A 19,355-nucleotide genomic window follows, 5' to 3' on the forward strand; every position below is an offset into this window, starting at 1 on the left:
GATTCCAGAGTGGCTAAATGGGACTGACTGTAACTCAGTTGCTTCGGCTTCGTAGGTTCGAATCCTGCTCTCCCCACATTTTATATTATTAAAAAACTTGCAAAATTAAATAAGTTTTATTAGTTTTGCACAGCGTTTACCAATAGTTTTGGAAACAAAATTGCGGAAGTAGCTCAGTTGGTAGAGCGTCAGCCTTCCAAGCTGAATGTCGCGGGTTCGACCCCCGTCTTCCGCTCAAAAAAAATCACGCTACTCAGTGTGATTTTTTTTAGTTAATGCCGACTTAGCTCAGCGGTAGAGTGCTTCCTTGGTAAGGAAGAGGTCACGGGTTCAAGTCCCGTAGTTGGCTCTCGATTTTCCCGAATTTATTCGGGATTTTTTTTGCTCTAATTTTTTGAATACTACAGATGTGATTTTATCACTGAAGGAGTTTTATCGTTAAACACCTGCTTAAACAAAACAATAAAACTGATTGCATCCAATTTTTTCAAAGCTACTTTTTATCTATTAATAATAAAATATAGTAGTTCCCCGAAAACTTTTACTTTATCTTTAGAATCACAATCATAAAATTTTCGTTAAATTCGTGTAAAATAAATTTTTGATGAATATTCTTTTATTAGAAGATGATCTCATTCTGTCTGCAGAACTTTGCCGATTTTTAGAATCAAATAATTTTAACTGTGATAAAATCTATGACGGGGAAACTTTTCTCCGCCAGATAAAAAATAATACTTACGAATTGTATTTGCTTGACATTAATGTTCCTAAAATAAATGGACTTGACGTCTGCCAGACCATCCGTTCTTTTGATAAGAATACGCCGATCATTATCATTTCTGCCTATGGAGATATCTCTGATAAAAAGGATGCCTTCACCAGGCTGGCCGATGATTATCTGGTAAAGCCTTTTCAGTTTGAAGAACTTCTTTTAAGAATGAACTCGCTGCTGAGAAGAAAAGCACCTTCCGATAATTCGGATCAGGATATTCTCAGAATTGATGATCTTATCATTAACAAAACCGAGCAGAAGGTCTATCGTGGAGGAAATGAAATTACGCTTACATTAAAAGAATTTCAGCTGCTGGTTTATCTTGCGGAAGCACAAGGAAGAACGGTTTCCAAACAGCAGATTACAGAACATGTATGGGAGCATAATTTTAATACGAATACCAATACGGTAGAAGTTTATATTAATTTCCTCAGAAAAAAAATTGATAAAGATTTTAAAATAAAACTGATCCATACCCGTTCAGGTTTCGGATATTACCTTAGCCCACTATAAATGTCTTTAAAAAGAAAGATAGCTTTAACGATCAGTATCGCCTTTTCATTACTTTTTGGAATGGTGATGGCGGTCATTTATTTATCTTTTAACGATTTCAGGAGAGATGAATTTAAAGAACGTTTCAGACAACGACTTGAATTTACGTCCCATTTTATTTCAAAATCCAAAGACTTTGAGGAGGAAGCACCGGTTTTTTTCAATGAAAATTCAGATAATATTCTTTTGAATGAAAAGATTTTAATTTTCAACGAAAAAAAAGAGTTAATCTACAGTACAATTAAAGACCGGAATGTTACTTGGGATAGTGCAATGCTTAAAGAACTGGATAAAAAGAAAATTATCTATACGGAAAGAACAGTTCCGGAGATCTATGCCGCGCTCAGGACAATTAATGGTGAAGACTATTATATTCTTACGAGTGCCTTTGATACCAACGGAAAATCAAAACTGGGGTTTCTGAAATATCTTTTGATCACAGCTTATGCTATGAGTACCCTTCTTATTGGCTTTTTCAGTTATTATTTTGTGGAAAAGTTTCTGCGTCCGCTGGAAGATCTGAACAAAGAAATTTCAGAAGTGACAGCCCATAAACTTACGAAACAGATTCCTGTGGAGCAGTCTAATGATGAAGTCAGTGTACTGGCAAAATCATTTAATACAATGATCGGAAGGCTGGATGATGTATTTCAGTCACAAAAGGATTTTACCGCTAGTGCTTCCCATGAGATAAGAACACCAATTACAAGAATGGCATTTCAGTTGGAGAACCTCATAAAATTTGAAGAGCATTCTCCGGAAACCTTGTCTTCTTTACAACAGATTCAACGGGATGTATACCAGTTGTCGGATTTGACGAATTCACTTTTGCTGCTTACAAAATTTGATAAAGAAAATATTCAGAGTATTTATGAGGAGGTAAGAATTGATGAAGTTATCTTTGAGGCTTTTGAGGCAGTAGAGAAAAGTTATCCACAACTTAAGCTAGACTTTCTTATTAATGAAGACAGTTCCGAGAATGCTTTTCTCATGATAAAAGGAATTCAATCGTTATTGGTTATCGTCTTTATTAATCTCTTTAAAAATGCAGCGGTATATTCTGATAATTCAGAAGTGAATGTCTTGATTACCGAAACGAATGATAACCTTTCTGTAGAAGTTCTTTCTCATGGAAATACTATTTCTGAAGATGAGCAGGCTAAACTGTTTGAAGCTTTTACAAGAGGGAATAATGCCCAGAATATTGCAGGATCGGGCCTAGGTCTTAGGATTGTCAAAAGAATTTTGGAATACCATGATGCCGATATCATATACTCCTCTCCTCAGGAATATATTAATAAATTTACTTTAATTTTTAAGAAATAATATTCAAAAGCAACTGACCTCAAAATCAGTTGCTTTTTTGTTAAACCCCGGATTAAATTTTTAATAAAAAATTCAACTCTTGGAGAATAAAATACCTGTTCAACTGTTATTTTTTTGTTTGAAACGTCCTGTAGAAGGAGATTTTAATATTTTTTTAAGCGTCATTTAAGTTTCTTTTAATAGCATCAAAGCAATTTTGTAATTTAAAAAGAAAAACAATGAACAGAATTGCAGTGCTGTGTCTCGCCGTTTCCTCATTCATGGCAGCACAACAGCAGATGTCTCTTTTGGATTGCGAAGAAGCCTTTCAGAAGAACAACCTCCAGCTGCTCGCCGAACAATACAACATCAATATGGCTGATGCAGATATTCTGCAGGCTAAAATCTGGGAACTACCACAACTAAGCGGGCAATTCAATGCTTACAACCCCCAGGATAAAAAGGTTTTTGATGTGGGACACTCAAAAGGAGCAGGAATTACTCAATTGATTTACATGGGTGGGAAAAAGAAAAACGAAATTGCTTTTGCCAAATCCAATAAAGAACTTGCCCAGCTTCAGTTTTCCCAATTGCTGGCGGATTTAAGATCTCAGCTTCGTTCCGCCTATTTCAACCTTTATTACGAAAAACTAAAACTGGAGAATACCAATAAGCAGTTAGGCTACATGAATGATCTTTTAAATGCTTATCGTATGCAGTCTGCAAAAGGGAATGTTTCCCTTAAAGATGCAGTAAGGTTACAGAGTATTGTAATCCAGCTGAATCATGATAAACTTGAGATCAATAAAAATATTCTGGATTTTGAACAGAACCTGAAAGTTTTAACGGGAGTTTCGGAAGAAATAGAACCAACGATGTCTGAAGCTGAAGCTAAAGAATCACTGGCAGCACAGCCATTCGGTGATGAAGAAGAACTGAAAAGCAAAGCGTTGGAAAATAATGCTGATTACCGTTACAATCTGAAACTTATTGACAACAGTAAGCTATATGCACAATGGCAGAAATCTTTGAATGTGCCGGATGTGACAGTAGGTGCTGCATGGGATCAGGCAGGCGGAACTTTTAATAATGAAGCGAACCTTACCTTAGGAATTCCTTTGCCTTTATGGAAAGCGAATCAGGGGAACGTGGTAAAAGCAAACTATGCTATTCAACAGAATCAGAAAAACGCTGACTTTCAAAAAATGACTCTGGAGACGAAAGTTCAGTCTGCTTATAAAACCTGGAAAGCTCAGTATGATCAGCTTCTGGACATCAAAACTACAGATCTGCAGAATATGGATCTCGTATACAACGGAATGCTGAATAATTTCAGAAAAGGAAATGTCAACCTGATTGAATTCACAGACTTTATGGACAGCTACAGGGAAACAGCCCTACAGATCTATGATATGAAAAATGAGATCATGCAGTCCGCAGAACAGCTTAATCAACTCGTACAAACTAAAATCTTCTATTAAAACCATGAAAACATATATTATCCCCGTATTGATGGCCCTTTCATTATTGGCCTGTTCAAAAAAAGAGGAAGAAAAAACCAATCACGCCAAGAAAGGATTCGAGCTGAGCAATACAATGCTGAATTCTATTTCCCTGGCAAAAGTTGAAAAAAAGAATATAGAAGATGAATACAGCTTTTACGGAAAGATCTCAGCAGACAAAAACAGTTATATTGATGTTTATCCGCTGGTAGGAGGAAATGTGATGAGTGTAAATGTAGAGCTGGGCGACTATGTGAAAAAAGGGCAGGTGCTGGCAACAATCAGGAGCACCGAGCTTGCAGAAATTCAAAAAGATGTAAGCGATGCAAAAACAGATCTGGTAGTGGCAAAAAATAATCTTCGTGTTGCAAAGGAGTTGTACGAAGGAAAACTGAATACAGAAAGAGATGTCCTGGAAGCAAAAAGCCAGTTACAAAAAGCCGAAGACCAGTTGCAGAGAGCTGCAGCAGTAAGTACGGTTTATAATGTAAAAACCGGGAATATATACAGTGTAGTAGCACCCATCAACGGTTATATTGTTCAGAAAAGTATCAATAAAGATATGCAGCTGAGAAGTGACAGGAGTGATAATATCTTTGATGTTGCCAATACAACCAACGTTTGGGCAATAATGAATGTCAACGAATCGGATATTGATAAAATAAGCCTTGGAATGAAAGCGCAGGTATCTACTCTTTCTTACCCGGATAAAGTTTTTGACGGGAAAATTGATAAAATATTCAAGATTATTGATCCACAGACCAATGCTATGCAGGCCAGAGTGGTATTGGATAATGCCAATGGACTTCTCATTCCGGACAGTAAAGCAACAATAAAGGTTTCCAGCCTGGAGAGCAATACGATGCTGACTGTTCCTTCCAAAGCAGTGATTTTTGATGATAACAAAAGTTTTGTAGTGATTTTTAAATCAAGAACAGATGTGAAGGTGAGAGAAATTAAAGTATTAAAACAAGTAGGGGATGTCACTTATATAGCAGACGGCCTGAAAGAAGGAGAAGAAGTGATTACCAACAACCAGCTGCTGATATACCGTTCACTGAACAGCTAGTCTTATTAAACCTTTAAGAATATTGATGTTTTTCTTTAACGGCTTTTTTAGGTCATCAATTTATCTATCATGAATAAATTCATAAAAAATATAATCGCTTTTTCATTAAAAAATAAAGCATTTACCTTTATCTGGGTAGCGATTTTAGCCATCTCCGGATTTATAAGTTTCAAAAATATGCCTATTGAAGCTTTTCCGGATGTTACCAATACCCAGATTGTCATCATTACCCAATGGAATGGGCGCAGTGCAGAAGAAGTAGAACGTTTTGTCACTACCCCCATAGAATTGGCGATGAGCCCGGTTCAGAAAAAAACAAGTGTGAGAAGTACCACCATGTTTGGTCTTTCCATTGTTAAAATTCTGTTTGACGATGGGGTGGACGATACTTTTGCCAGAAATCAGGTCAATAACCAATTAAGAACCATTAGCCTTCCTGATGAGGTAGATCCAGAAGTACAGCCACCCTACGGGCCAACCGGGGAGATTTTCAGATATACGCTGGAAAGTAAAACAAAAGATTCAAGAGCGTTGCTTACCCTTCAAAATTGGGTCATAGACCGTGCATTAAGAGGGGTTCCCGGAGTAGCTGATATCAACGTTTTCGGAGGCCAGGATAAAGTTTTTGAATTAAGTATTGATCCGAGAGCATTGGATAAATATAATCTGACTCCGCTTCAGGTATATGATGCTGTCACCAAGAGTAACCTGAATGTGGGAGGAGATGTCATTGAAAAAAATGGTCAGGCTTATGTAGTAAGAGGGATTGGTTTGGTGAAATCTGTGGCCGATATAGGAAATATTACCATTCAGAATGACAGCGGGAATCCTGTTTTGGTAAAAAATGTTGCTGAGGTTCATGAAAGTTCCATGCCCAGAGTAGGACAGGCCGCCCTGAATCATCATGACGATACAGTAGAAGGAATTGTTGTCATGAGAAAAGGAGAAAATCCAAGAGAGGTTTTGGTAGGAGTAAAGGCTAAAATTAAAGAGCTTAACGAAAAAATCCTTCCAAAAGATGTCAAAATGGTTACTTTCTACGACCGTGACAATCTGATGGATTTTACCACCCACACTGTAATGCATAACCTTATTGAAGGAATTGTGCTGGTAACGGTAATCGTTTTAATCTTTATGGCCGACTGGAGAACAACACTGATTGTTTCCATCATTATTCCTCTATCCTTACTCTTTGCATTTTTATGCTTAAAGTTAGCCGGAATGAGTGCTAACCTGCTTTCATTAGGAGCCGTGGACTTCGGGATCATCATAGACGGAGCCGTCGTCATGGTAGAAGGACTCTTTGTAATGCTTGATCATAAGGCGCACAAATATGGAACGGAGAAGTTTAACAAACTCGCAAAAGGAGGCTGGATCAAACAGACCGGAACAGGATTGGGAAAAGCAATCTTCTTTTCAAAATTAATCATCATTACTTCCCTGATTCCTATTTTCTCATTTCAGAAAGTAGAAGGGAAGATGTTTTCTCCTTTGGCTTTTACACTGGGATTTGCATTAATTGGAGCATTAATATTTACATTGACGCTGGTTCCTGTTCTTTCACATATCCTTTTAAATAAAAATGTAAGAGAAAAAAATAATCCGTTTGTTAATTTCTGGGACAGAATCGTTTTGAAAGGCTTTAATTTAACATTTAAGCATAAAAAAACGAGTATGATTGTTGCCATATCTTTCCTTGCACTCACTTTATTTTCCGGTAAATTTTTAGGAACAGAATTCCTGCCTCAGTTGAATGAAGGTTCATTGTGGATCACTGCCGAAATGCCGATGAGCTCTTCATTAAAAGAATCTCTGAAAACAGCAGACCTTTTAAAGAAAGACATTATGAGCTTTTCAGAAGTCACAGATGTTCTGGCACAGACGGGGAGAAGTAATGACGGAACAGACCCTAATGGATTTGGATTCGTACAGTTTGCTGTTAACCTTAAGCCAAGAGAAGAATGGAAGCGTAAGATCACCTATGATGAATTGATTAATGAAATTGATAAAAAGCTCAGAAGTTATCAGGGAATTACTTTCAATTATTCCCAGCCGATTTCAGATAATGTGGCAGAAGCAGTAGCAGGTTTTAAAGCAGAAAACGGAATCAAAATCTATGGTGATAACCTGGAAACCCTGGATAAACTAGCGAATGAAGTTCTGTTAAAAATTAAAGATGTAAAAGGTGTAAAAGATCCGGGAATTATTAAAAATATCGGTCAGCCGGAAGTAAGCGTTGTGCTGGACAGAGATAAAATGGCTGCTTATGGAGTAATGCCGGCAGATGCACAAGCCGTATTGGAAATGGCTTTTGGAGGGAAAACCGCTTCAGAAATGTTTGATGGTGAAAGAAAATTCCCGATCCGTCTGCGTTATTCACAGGAATACAGAACCAATGAAAACGATATTGCTGCTTTGATGGTTCCTACCCAGGACGGAGCAAAGATTCCTTTAAAAGAAATAAGTACCATTGTGAAAGACAACGGAGCTGCATTTATTTATAGGGACAATATCAAACGATATATCGGGGTTAAATTCTCTATCCGTGACAGAGATTTGGGAAGCACCATTGCCGATGCCCAGAAAAAAGTGGAAACTATTGAACTTCCTGATGGCTATTCCGTAGGATGGACCGGACAATTTGAAAACCAGCAGCGGGCTTCTCACAGATTGGCACAGGTGGTACCCGTAAGTATTGTGATGATTTTCTTCCTGTTGTTTATCCTGTTTGGAAATATGAAAGATTCCCTGTTGGTACTGGCTAATGTACCTTTTGCTTTAATAGGAGGAATTATCGCTTTACACGTTACCGGAATCAATTTTGGAATCTCTGCCGGAGTAGGGATGATTGCTCTCCTGGGAATTTGTATTCAGAATGGGGTAATTCTTATCACAGAATTCCATCAGAATGTGAAAGACGGTCTTGATATAGACTCCGCGATATTAAACGGAGTGAAATCCAGAACAAGACCCGTAATTATGACTGCGCTTATGGCTTCTATCGGATTGATGCCGGCAGCATTGTCTACAGGGATCGGCTCAGAATCTCAAAAACCTCTGGCGATTGTCATTATTGGAGGGCTTATTACAGCTACCGTGCTTACACTGCTTATTTTTCCAATTATTTTCTGGATATTCAACAGAACTAAAAAGCTCAGCCACATTTAAATTTGGATTATCTTTCATTTATATTAGTCAGAAGCGCGGAAAACAAAGTTTTCCGCGCTTCTCCATTATTGAAATAAAATATGATGAGTTTAAAATCCTAATCCTATGGTAAAAGCTTTTACCATAGGATTAGGATAGTCGGAAACTGAAGTTGCAGCTCCTGTTGTTGTATTTATAGAGTAAATTTTTGTAGAGGAACCTACCGATGCCATTAAATAGGCTTTTTGGCTCATACTTCCAATATCAAAACCATTAGAATTGGTAATATTAATACCTAAAGAACCTGTCTCTACTAAAGTTCCGTTATTGGGAGGGTTTTGCTGATATAATTTATCTGTATTATGGTCAATGACAAACAAGGTAGTGGACGTGGCTCCTGTAAAGTTGTTCGTATATGCTGCGGCGCTTATCATTGGACTTGCCGGATTTAACGTAATATCTACGGCAGCTATTGTTCCGTCGTTAGGATTAAGTCGGAGATTCTGCCCAGTATTACTCACTACTCTTATTCTGTCAACTGTTGGATTGAAGTCAAATCCGAAATCCGTTCCGGAAAGTAAAGTTGAAAAAGGAGAGGTGCCGACCGCTGTAGCAGCACCTGTCCCTAAATTGATAGTATAAATTCTGCTTGAGCTCCCCAAAGCATATAATTGCCCGTTGACCGGCCTGAAATCTATTCCTAAAATATTCTCACCGCTTTGTAAACCGGTCACTGTTTTAGAAACAGGCATAGGATTGTTTGGATTGAAAATTTGAAGATTATTTGAATTGTCAATAGCATAAGCTGTCGGTTCTGTAGGAATGGCAATATCAATGACTGCCTGTTGAAGAGTTCCTATCGGAGTCGTTTTGCCATTATTCAGATCCAGAACATGCAATTTATCATTGAAAGCTAATAATGCAGTGCTGTTATCATATCTAATATCAAACGCAGACTGTCCTGTAAAAGTAGTTCCCAGACTCCCAACCTCTACTAAAGTTCCATTGTTGGGTGGATCTTGTTTGTATAATTTTCCCAAAGCCGGATCTATATCAAATAAAGCAGTAGTGGAAGCACCAGCTTTACTGTTGGTATATGCTAATCCAGTTACGGAAGGGTTTGCTGTTCCGTTGATATTGATATCAGTAGCAGCAACAGCTCCGGTTTCCGGATGTAAGCGAAGGTTTTGTCCGGTATTACTCACCAGACGAATCCTGTCGACGGTAGGGTTGAAATCAATAGAAGCTATTGTTCCTGAAAACATAGGAGAAAATGCAGTAGAGCTTACCGCTCTTGCTGAAGCATTGGAAGTATTGATAATATATAATTTGCTGGCATTGGATAATGCATACAATTCTCCAGTCGCAGGTCTGAAATCTATGCTTAATAATTTCTCTCCTGATACAATGCCGGTTACCGCTGTTTTTGAGGTGAAAGTTTTAGGATTGTTGGAATTAAAATAAACAAGTTCATTCATAGCGGTTATTCCGTATACCATAAGATCCGGACCTTGAGGTGTCATATTTTCAGGCATGTTGTTTTCATCCGAATTATCGCATGAAAATAATGTTATAATAGCAAACAGGGCTAAATACATGTGTAATAGTTTTCTCATAATAGTAATTTTAGTTGTTGTTTTGTATTTACGAGAAAAAAATAAAGTTGGATTTACGGATGGAGATCACTGCCCGTTTTTTTTATCTGTATATTGTATTCATAACTAGTAAGATAGTTTATATTTTTAATAAAACGTTTCTAAGGATTTTTTCTATTCGGAAAAATTTGTAAATTTGCAGTCTCAATACGTTAAATATAAGGTTTGTCCTTCACTGGATGAGAATATTGAAAGTTTTTTTAATAAAAAGTTTTTGGTATTTAAAAATTCATTATATTTGCACACCGAAAATTTGAAAAACAATAAATAAATAATTTTAAATCATGGCAAAGGAAACGTTTAATCGTAACAAACCACACTTGAACATTGGTACTATTGGTCACGTTGACCATGGTAAAACTACTCTTACAGCTGCTATTTCTGCTGTATTAGCTAGCAAAGGTCTTGCTGAGAAAAAAGACTTCTCTGCAATTGACTCTGCTCCAGAAGAAAAAGAAAGAGGTATTACTATCAATACTGCTCACATCGAATACGAAACTGAAAAAAGACACTATGCTCACGTTGACTGTCCAGGTCACGCCGACTATGTTAAGAACATGGTAACTGGTGCTGCTCAAATGGATGGAGCTATCGTAGTATGTGCTGCAACTGACGGTCCTATGCCTCAGACTAGAGAACATATCCTACTTTGCCGTCAGGTAAACGTACCAAGAATCGTTGTTTTCATGAACAAAGTTGACATGGTAGATGATCCAGAGTTATTAGAGCTTGTTGAAATGGAGCTTAGAGACTTATTATCTACTTACGAATTTGACGGAGATAACTCTCCAGTAATTCAAGGTTCTGCACTAGGTGCTCTTACTGCAGCTACTGCTTCTCCTGCTAACACAGAAGATAAGTGGTTCAAGAGCGTTGAAGAATTGATGGATGCTGTTGATACTTGGATCGAGCAACCACCAAGAGATACTGAAAAGCCATTCTTGATGCCAATCGAAGACGTATTCTCTATTACAGGTAGAGGTACTGTAGCAACTGGTAGAATCGAGGCTGGTGTTATCAACACTGGTGATCCAGTTGATATCGTAGGTATGGGTGACGAGAAATTAACTTCTACTATTACAGGAGTTGAGATGTTCAGAAAGATCCTAGATAGAGGTGAAGCTGGAGATAACGTAGGTCTATTGTTGAGAGGTATTGAAAAAACTGACATCAAGAGAGGTATGGTTATCGCTAAGAAAGATTCAGTTAAGCCACACAAAAAATTCAAGGCTTCTGTTTATATCCTTTCTAAAGAAGAAGGTGGACGTCACACTCCATTCCACAACAAATACCGTCCTCAGTTCTACGTAAGAACTACTGACGTTACAGGTGAGATCTTCTTACCAGAAGGTGTAGAAATGGTAATGCCTGGTGATAACTTAGAGATCACTGTAGAATTGTTACAACCAATCGCTCTTAACGTAGGTCTTAGATTTGCGATCAGAGAAGGAGGTAGAACAGTTGGTTCAGGTCAGGTTACTGAAATCTTAGACTAATCATCTTAAAATAAATAAAGCTTCCGAAAGGAAACTCTCGGAAGCTTTTTATCTACGGGCATCGTCCAATGGTAGGATACCGGTCTCCAAAACCGTTGATCAGGGTTCGAATCCTTGTGCCCGTGCAAATATAAATTATGAGTTCATTTGTCGATTTTTTAAAAGGTTCTTATAACGAATTCAGACATAAAGTTGAATGGCCAAAGTGGGCTGACCTTCAGTCATCTACTATTGTAGTGACTATTGCGACAGTGATTCTGGCATTATTTACTTTTGGAGTTGATGAATTGTTTTCTAAATCAATCAGCAACATCATTGGAATGCTAATCAACTTGTTCAATTAATTAAAAGTATTTTCCCATAATGAGCGAATTGAAATGGTATGTGCTGAAAGCAATCAGCGGACAGGAAAATAAAGTGAAAAACTATATTGAGACAGAAATCAAACGTCTAGGGTTTGATCAGTACGTTACTCAAGTGGTTATTCCTATGGAAAAGGTTATTCAAATTAGAAACGGAAAAAAAGTTCCTAAAGAAAGACCTTACTACCCTGGATACTTGATGATTGAAGCTGAACTGATGGGAGAAATTCCTCACGTTATCAAGAATATTCCCGGAGTTATTTCTTTCTTAAGTTTAACTAAAGGAGGAGATCCTGTTCCAATGAGAAAATCAGAGGTTAACAGAATGCTTGGAAGAATGGATGAACTTTCAGAATTTGCAAGCGATGTTGAAATTCCTTATGTAGTAGGTGAAAACGTTAAAGTAATCGATGGACCTTTCAACGGATTCAATGGTACAGTTGAGAAGATTCTTGAAGACAAAAAGAAAATTGAAGTTTCTGTATTGATCTTCGGTAGAAAAACTCCAATGGAGCTAAGCTACATGCAAGTAGAAAAAGTATAACAATTACTTATAAAAATATAAAAAGACTGCTATTAAGCGGTCTTTTTGCTTTTATAATACTTCATTAATTATATGCAATTTTACATTAATCTGCTGTCTTATTATTATGACTCTGTCCTTCTGAATGTAACGTAGTGAAATGAAGAATCCGGGCTTTACATAAGATTTTTCCTTCGCCAGAAATCGAAGATTCGACGTAGTGAAGGTCTTTTATTACAGACATCTTGTTGATTTCTACAATGAAAGTCTTAAATTTAATTGCTTTATAGTTTCTTCCAATTCTTTAATTTATTTTCCGATGGCATAGTTCTTGCAACCAAGCTGTTAAATAATCCATAAATTTTATGTTTTTTTATTTCATACACTGTTTACAGGCGTATGGTAGATTTTATGTTTTTACTTAAAAAAATATAAAGTTTGGATTATCTATTCAAAACACAAGCCTTATATAAACACATAACCCAATGACAAAAATTATTTCGATGGTCATTCTTGTGGGTACGTCCGTACTCGTGAATGCGCAGGTTGGTATCAATACTGCGAATCCTGAAAAAGAACTTACCGTGAACGGTACAATGAAGACATCAGGAGTTGTTTTCAAGCAACCTATGGAGAAATTGAAAGCGGATGAGAATTACACTTTCATCATCAAATCTCCAGCTCCGGAAAACAAAATTACAGCGTACAACGATTCCTTTGTACCTAATTCTCCGGCACCGATTAATCTTATTCAATTTAAAATTACCTGTGATCCTTCAGACAAGGATTGGGTGAACCAATTTGACACAAAAATCAATTCTAGTAAATTTTTGGTGGTAATTTCTTCCTTTGGATTTACACAGCCTACAAGGACTTTTTCTGCGGATTGGCTTACACCGGTACCTCAGATTTTTGCTTATTCTGCAGGAGGTACATGGAAACTTAAGGCAGATTATCAGGGGTTTTCTCCGGATGGCTCTTTTCCTACAGGAGTATGGACACTGAATTTGCTGGTATTTGACAGATCATATGCCAAAGATTTTAATTCTACACAAAGCCTTAATGCTTCAACAACGGGTGCTGCTGCAGCTCCATTAATTCAATAAAACAAATACTTTATGAAAAAAATTATTGCGATACTCTTTACGGGTTTTGCTGCTTTAAGTATTAATGCACAAGTTGGAATTAATACTAGCACACCCAAAGGAACTCTCGATGTTGAAGGAGAAACACTGGTAGAGTCCTATTTAATAGATACTGAAAATACAAAGGCAAGCGGAAACTATCTTCTTCTTACCCGTTCAAAAGATACTTCACCGGTAGGTAAAGTAAAGCTGCTGGATATATCGCTCCGTAATGTAGCCCCTGTAAATATATATAATATTGTATTGAAAAATGTGAGACAGGATGAAGTGGTGAACCTCAATACAGGATTAGATGTAAGTAAATATGTTGTGGCCATTACAGGTGCAGTTTTTACAGGAGCAGTGTCGGCAGCTAATACCACGACTAACCCAAAATCATTTGGTTCTTATTCTACTGAAGTTACTCAGGTAGCAAGTGGAGGTAAAAATTACCATGCGATTAATTTAAGCTTTAAAGGAGCCGGTACCGTTTCATCCCAAAATGGAACATGGACTCTTACCCTGAATGTTTTTGAAAAATCACTAGTTAAAGACTGGGGAACTTTCAATGGCTCAGTTTCAGCATCTGCTTCCCCGGCTTATTCGGGAGTATCAACCAACACGCCTCTAGGGCTTCAATAAAAAAACTATGAAAAGAAAAATTTATATAACAATAATTATGTGTCTGGGGATCTTTTTAAATGCCCAAAAAGGAAATGTAGGAATAAACACTGCTAATCCAACAGAAACACTTGATGTTAATGGAAAAACATACACGAATTCCCTATATCTGAGAAACCCGGGTGAGCCTACCATGACGGGAGGTAGTTTCTTGGCAACTTCACAGAATGGTTTGCAATTGTATGATCCGGCTTTAGAAAGTAGTGGGTTGTTCAATTATCTTAAACTTACCCTTACCGGAATATCAGGTTCGGGAATCACAGATTATGATACCAAAATTGATGCAAATAACTTTCTGGTTGTACTTCATAACTACTCATTCAAACTGAATGACGGGAACACCAATGTAATGCTTGATTATGGCGATAACGGTATTAATGACAACAAGCAGGGGTCACCTGATGTGGTTGCTTTCAAAAGTAACGGAACGTGGCATATCAGAGCAAAATTTACAGACAGTAGAATTATTGCTGTGAATTCATCCAATCCATCAAGAAGCTATAACAACTTTACGGTAGATCTTTATCTGATGGCCTACAGAAGACTGATTACAAAACAAAATATCAATGATGTTACTGCTGATCTTGGCGGAAATAATGGTTCTACCCAAACGATTACCAAACCATCAGGTTTTTAGTAATTCTTTGAATCAATAAATAAAAAAAGAAGAGCAAGTGTTTGTTCTTCTTTTTTTTGGTTAAAGGTTTACTTTTTAAAATCGGGTGGGATGTATTTCAATTCCTCCCGAAAGAGGACACTGCAAAAGAGGATCTGGAAAAATAATTCTGTATCTCAATTATTTTTTAAAACTTTTTAAAAATCAGCAATTTCCGTTTGCTATTTCAAAAATATTTTATACTTTTGCAGTCCAAAAAGTAGGTTTATTGTTATGTGAGTGCATAACCTGCTGAATAATAAATGCTTCCAAACTCATTAATTATTCAAATTTAAAAAACAAACAATGGCTAAGAAAGTCTTTAAAATGGTAAAGCTTCAGGTGAAAGGTGGCGCAGCTAACCCTTCTCCACCAGTAGGTCCAGCATTGGGTTCTGCAGGTGTGAACATCATGGAGTTTTGTAAGCAATTTAACGGAAGAACCCAAGATAAGCCAGGGCAAGTTTTACCTGTAGTAATTACAGTATACGAAGACAAATCTTTTGAATTCGTTATTAAAACTCCACCTGCAGCAATCCAGTTAATGGATGCAGCTAAAATCAAGGGAGGTTCTGGTGAACCAAACAGAAACAAAGTAGGTTCTGTAACTTGGGAACAAGTAAAGAAAATCGCTGAAGATAAAATGGCGGATCTTAACTGTTTTACAACAGACTCTGCACTTTCTATGGTTGCAGGTACTGCTAGATCTATGGGATTAAGAGTAACAGGAACTAAACCAACTAACGCTTAAAACTTAAAGAAATGGCAAAATTAACTAAAAAGCAAAAGGAAGCTTTAAGCAAAGTAGAAAAAGGAAGAATCTATAACCTTGAAGAAGGTTCAGCTCTTGTAAAAGAAGTGAACACTACAAAGTTTGATGCTTCTGTAGATATCGCTGTAAGATTAGGGGTAGACCCAAGAAAAGCAAACCAAATGGTAAGAGGTGTTGTATCTCTTCCTCACGGTACTGGTAAAGATGTTAAAGTATTAGCTCTTGTAACTCCAGATAAAGAAGCAGAAGCTAAAGCTGCTGGTGCTGATTATGTAGGTCTTGACGAATATTTACAAAAAATCAAAGAAGGTTGGACAGATGTTGACGTTATCGTTACTATGCCAGCTGTAATGGGTAAATTAGGTCCATTAGGTAGAGTATTAGGTCCAAGAGGTTTAATGCCGAACCCTAAATCAGGAACTGTAACAATGGAAATTGGTAAAGCAGTAACTGAAGTGAAAGCAGGTAAAATTGATTTCAAAGTAGACAAGTATGGTATCATCCACGCTGGTATTGGTAAAGTATCTTTCGATGCTGCTAAGATCAAAGAAAACGCGCAGGAATTGATTTCTACATTGATCAAAATGAAGCCAACTGCTGCTAAAGGAACTTATGTAAAAAGCATTTATTTGTCTTCTACAATGAGCCCTGGTATTGCAATCGATACTAAATCTGTTAACTAATATAAATCCTTAAGACAATGACAAAAGACCAAAAAGTTGTAGCAATACAAGAGATCAAAGACTTGCTTCAGGATGCAAAAGTAGTATACGTAGCAGATCTAGACGGTTTGAACGCTGCGAAGTCTTCAGAATTCAGAAGACAGGCTTTCAAGCAAAATATCAAAGTGAAAGTTGTAAAAAATACACTTTTACAAAAAGCAATGGAGCAGATTGAAGGAGTAGATTACTCTGAAATGTTCCAGACTTTTAAAGGAAACTCTGCATTAATGATTTCTGAGACTGCAAACGGTCCAGCAAAATTAATCCAAGGTTTCAGAAAGAAAGAAGAAAAGCCAGCTTTAAAGTCTGCTTTTGTTCAGGAAACTTTCTACGTTGGAGACGAAAACTTATCTGCACTTGCTAACATCAAGTCTAGAGAAGAAATGATCGGAGAAATCATCGGATTACTTCAATCTCCAATTCAAAGAGTTGTTTCTGCTCTTCAAAACAAACCTGAAACTGTAGAAGCTAAAGCTGAAGAAGCTGCTGCTCCTGCGGTAGAAGAAACTCCTGCTGAAGCTCCGGAAGCTGCTGCAGAAAGCACTGAAGAAACAAGTGCTGAATAATTACACTCAAGAAATTAAATAAATAATCAACAAAAACATTACAACAATGTCAGATTTAAAAAATTTAGCTGAAACGCTAGTAAACTTAACAGTAAAAGACGTAAACGAATTAGCAACTATCCTTAAGGATGAGTACGGAATTGAGCCAGCTGCTGCTGCTGTAGTAGTTGCTGCAGGTGGTGGTGAAGCTGCTGAAGAAAAAACTGAATTCGACGTAATTCTTAAGTCTGCAGGTGCTTCTAAATTAGCTATCGTTAAATTAGTAAAAGATTTAACTGGTGCTGGTCTTAAAGAAGCTAAAGATATCGTAGATGGTGCTCCTGCTCCAATCAAAACTGGTATCTCTAAAGACGAAGCTGAAGCTCTTAAGAAGCAATTAGAAGAAGCTGGTGCTGAAGTAGAATTGAAATAATTTCAATTTTATTATAAATACAGGAGCCCGGGCATTTGCCCGGGCTCTTTTTTTTGTATGTAAGTCTTTGCAAATGCGTATGTTATTTTATAATAGTATTTGAATATTATTAATTCTTTCTTTGTTATATTTTAATATGATTATTCATTTACTAAAAATTAACATAATATTTTATTTGTATTTTATGATTTGTTAATTTTGTTTAGTTTTTTACTAACAAATTGTTGTTTTGGTTAAAAAAATATTATATTTGTACCGAAAAAAACACAACATAATTGGATAGAAATTATTTTCTTTCCTACGGCCACAAGATTACACTTCTATTGCTTCTGGCGGCTGTAGGAAAACTAAACGCTAAGTTTACAGCTGGCAAAATGAGTAAGACTGAATTACCTTATTGCACAGCTATAAATAATCATCCGCAGCGATGCTTAGCTGATGTTTCAGTTCATCTGTCTGAAGCAGGAAATGATTTGACAGCTGCAAACAAATTGTCTGCTGTTCAAAATAAAGCCTTTGCATTTTATAGCAATAGCAAGCAACACAATTTTTCTTTTTTTAATAATAGCGGTCTTCAGTTATTTCTACTGAGAGATGTAAGATTCGCCACTATGTGGACTCAATGGATATTTTCATTCTCTGTCTGCAAAGAATATACTTTCCTTACATTTAATGAAGTCCGAAAGCTCTGTGTCAACCCTCTTAAACTTGTTGATGGCTTTAAGTTTATTATCAAAATTCCTGATAAACTAATCCATTCTTTTATCTCCTAATATTTCTAACAATCTTATGCGCTTTCTTACAGTACTATCTGTTATTTCATTTATTATTTGAATGAGAATGCCCGAGAATTACCCTTTCAAAAAACACACATACACATAAAAAACAGCAAATATCATTAGACATGAAAAACAGATTATTTACTATCGCACTTTTATCATTTGGTTTACCGGCATTAGCACAGGTTGGGATTAATACCGGACAAGCTCAGGCAACTTTTGATATAGTAGGATCACCTTCTAACCCTGGTAAACTTGATGGCGTGATTGCTCCAAGGCTTACAGGTGTACAATTAAAAGCTAAAACCTATACCACCGCTCAAACAGGGGCTATAGTATATGTTACTTCAGTTGAAACTACACCTTCCGGGCAGACCATTGATGTCGTTTCACCAGGGTATTATTATTTTGATGGTACCAAATGGGGAAGTATCAGCGGAAACTGGCGTACGGTAGGAAATGCCGGTACAACAGCAACAACGTCAACCTTAGGAACTGATATTGGCAGCGGAAATTACTTAGGTACCAATGACGGTCAGAATTTGGTTTTGGCTACTCAGAAAAACGTAAAAGGGATATTAGATACTAATGGAACCCTGCAAGGTGGAAATTCCAATTCTGCAACAGGTCCTTATGCATCATTCACCTGGGGATCCAATAATATTCTTACCAATAGTACCTCTTCAAATATTGCATTGGGAAAAGACAACACAGTCTCTGCACAGGGGAATTTTCTCGCTGTTGCAATTGGAATGGGGAATACCGCAAATAATGGTGCTAAAGTAATAGGGAATAGCAATAATGCTACAGGACCTAATAATTTAGTATTTGGAAATCTTAATACCGTAACAGGACTCACAGGACTCACAGTTGGAAACAATCATATCAACAGTGGCGGGATTGCTATCGGAAGCGGAAATACAACATCATTGAACAATATTGCTGTCGGTTCAGCGAATACAGCCACTGGTACAGAAGCTTTTGCAATAGGATTTTCAGGTCAGGCAGCAGCTGGACAGATGGTTTATGCCAACAAACAACATATTTTCTTCAATAAAAATAACGGTACAGACACAATATTAGGAATCAATATGACCCCTACAGCAGCTACTGCTACAGGTGCTGCCATTCAGATGAAAGGAATCGCTTCAGGTGCTAATGCGGTTTGTTCAACCGCTGAGGAGGGTGCAATCCGATATAATACAACCACCAGAGTACATGAAGGTTGTAATGGGACCAACTGGAAAGCACTTTACTAATTC

18 protein-coding genes and 3 tRNA genes are annotated in these 19,355 nt (G+C 37.0%); 20 read left to right on the forward strand and 1 reads right to left on the reverse strand.

Annotated features, from left to right (window positions below):
• The first annotated feature begins 162 nt into the window (after positions 1–162).
• The 7 genes from ACLMCG_RS13890 (at position 163) to ACLMCG_RS13920 (ending at position 8,368) form a co-directional block, all read left to right on the forward strand.
• Positions 163–235: transfer RNA gene (locus tag ACLMCG_RS13890), tRNA-Gly, on the forward strand.
• Between the two features lie 42 nt (positions 236–277).
• Positions 278–349, forward strand: a tRNA-Thr gene (locus tag ACLMCG_RS13895).
• Positions 350–604: 255 nt separating this feature from the next.
• Positions 605–1,285 (forward strand): response regulator transcription factor, encoded by a 681-nt coding sequence (locus ACLMCG_RS13900; protein WP_047379264.1) that lies wholly within the window; start codon positions 605–607, stop codon positions 1,283–1,285.
• Complete coding sequence (locus ACLMCG_RS13905) at positions 1,286–2,650, forward strand: ATP-binding protein (protein WP_223599708.1); 1,365 nt, start codon at positions 1,286–1,288, stop codon at positions 2,648–2,650.
• A gap of 218 nt (positions 2,651–2,868) precedes the next feature.
• Entirely contained in the window at positions 2,869–4,110 is a 1,242-nt protein-coding gene (locus ACLMCG_RS13910; protein ID WP_413960193.1) for a TolC family protein, read from the forward strand.
• Between the two features lie 4 nt (positions 4,111–4,114).
• The gene (locus tag ACLMCG_RS13915) at positions 4,115–5,200 is read left to right on the forward strand and encodes an efflux RND transporter periplasmic adaptor subunit (protein WP_184557673.1); all 1,086 of its coding nucleotides are present in this window, start codon (positions 4,115–4,117) and stop codon (positions 5,198–5,200) included.
• Positions 5,201–5,269: 69 nt separating this feature from the next.
• Positions 5,270–8,368, forward strand: a complete 3,099-nt coding sequence (locus ACLMCG_RS13920; RefSeq protein WP_413960192.1) for an efflux RND transporter permease subunit — start codon at positions 5,270–5,272, stop codon at positions 8,366–8,368.
• 89 nt (positions 8,369–8,457) lie between these two features.
• Here the strand turns inward: ACLMCG_RS13920 and ACLMCG_RS13925 are convergent, their stop codons facing one another.
• Complete coding sequence (locus ACLMCG_RS13925; RefSeq protein ID WP_413960191.1) at positions 8,458–9,963, reverse strand: DUF4394 domain-containing protein; 1,506 nt, start codon at positions 9,961–9,963, stop codon at positions 8,458–8,460.
• A gap of 323 nt (positions 9,964–10,286) precedes the next feature.
• On the opposite strand from ACLMCG_RS13925, the gene tuf reads away from it, so the two are divergent.
• From tuf to ACLMCG_RS13990, 13 genes are all read left to right on the forward strand, one after another.
• Entirely contained in the window at positions 10,287–11,498 is a 1,212-nt protein-coding gene (gene tuf / locus ACLMCG_RS13930; RefSeq protein WP_034687396.1) for an elongation factor Tu, read from the forward strand.
• Positions 11,499–11,552: 54 nt separating this feature from the next.
• A tRNA-Trp gene (locus ACLMCG_RS13935) sits at positions 11,553–11,623 on the forward strand.
• Between the two features lie 12 nt (positions 11,624–11,635).
• Positions 11,636–11,842 carry a preprotein translocase subunit SecE gene (gene secE / locus ACLMCG_RS13940; RefSeq protein ID WP_045501119.1) on the forward strand — a complete coding sequence of 69 codons (207 nt, stop codon included), beginning with the start codon at positions 11,636–11,638 and terminating at the stop codon, positions 11,840–11,842.
• Between the two features lie 19 nt (positions 11,843–11,861).
• Positions 11,862–12,404 carry a transcription termination/antitermination protein NusG gene (gene nusG / locus ACLMCG_RS13945; RefSeq protein WP_223599712.1) on the forward strand — a complete coding sequence of 181 codons (543 nt, stop codon included), beginning with the start codon at positions 11,862–11,864 and terminating at the stop codon, positions 12,402–12,404.
• A gap of 464 nt (positions 12,405–12,868) precedes the next feature.
• Positions 12,869–13,489, forward strand: coding sequence for a hypothetical protein (locus tag ACLMCG_RS13950; protein WP_413960190.1), 621 nt, complete (start codon positions 12,869–12,871; stop codon positions 13,487–13,489).
• 12 nt (positions 13,490–13,501) lie between these two features.
• Positions 13,502–14,149 carry a hypothetical protein gene (locus tag ACLMCG_RS13955; RefSeq protein WP_223599714.1) on the forward strand — a complete coding sequence of 216 codons (648 nt, stop codon included), beginning with the start codon at positions 13,502–13,504 and terminating at the stop codon, positions 14,147–14,149.
• A 7-nt stretch (positions 14,150–14,156) separates the two neighbouring features.
• Positions 14,157–14,825, forward strand: coding sequence for a hypothetical protein (locus tag ACLMCG_RS13960; RefSeq protein WP_413960189.1), 669 nt, complete (start codon positions 14,157–14,159; stop codon positions 14,823–14,825).
• A 324-nt stretch (positions 14,826–15,149) separates the two neighbouring features.
• Positions 15,150–15,593, forward strand: coding sequence for a 50S ribosomal protein L11 (rplK, locus tag ACLMCG_RS13965; RefSeq protein ID WP_047379251.1), 444 nt, complete (start codon positions 15,150–15,152; stop codon positions 15,591–15,593).
• A gap of 11 nt (positions 15,594–15,604) precedes the next feature.
• Positions 15,605–16,297: a 50S ribosomal protein L1 gene (gene rplA / locus ACLMCG_RS13970; RefSeq protein ID WP_047099699.1), complete on the forward strand. Its 693-nt coding sequence runs from the start codon at positions 15,605–15,607 to the stop codon at positions 16,295–16,297.
• Between the two features lie 17 nt (positions 16,298–16,314).
• The gene (gene rplJ / locus ACLMCG_RS13975) at positions 16,315–16,902 is read left to right on the forward strand and encodes a 50S ribosomal protein L10 (protein WP_047379247.1); all 588 of its coding nucleotides are present in this window, start codon (positions 16,315–16,317) and stop codon (positions 16,900–16,902) included.
• 46 nt (positions 16,903–16,948) lie between these two features.
• Complete coding sequence (gene rplL, locus ACLMCG_RS13980; RefSeq protein WP_007845452.1) at positions 16,949–17,314, forward strand: 50S ribosomal protein L7/L12; 366 nt, start codon at positions 16,949–16,951, stop codon at positions 17,312–17,314.
• 275 nt (positions 17,315–17,589) lie between these two features.
• Entirely contained in the window at positions 17,590–18,087 is a 498-nt protein-coding gene (locus ACLMCG_RS13985; protein ID WP_413960188.1) for a hypothetical protein, read from the forward strand.
• Positions 18,088–18,218: 131 nt separating this feature from the next.
• Positions 18,219–19,352, forward strand: coding sequence for a hypothetical protein (locus tag ACLMCG_RS13990; RefSeq protein WP_413960187.1), 1,134 nt, complete (start codon positions 18,219–18,221; stop codon positions 19,350–19,352).
• Positions 19,353–19,355: the final 3 nt, after the last annotated feature.

Source organism: Chryseobacterium sp. S90 (genome assembly GCF_047444895.1).
GTDB lineage: Bacteria > Bacteroidota > Bacteroidia > Flavobacteriales > Weeksellaceae > Chryseobacterium.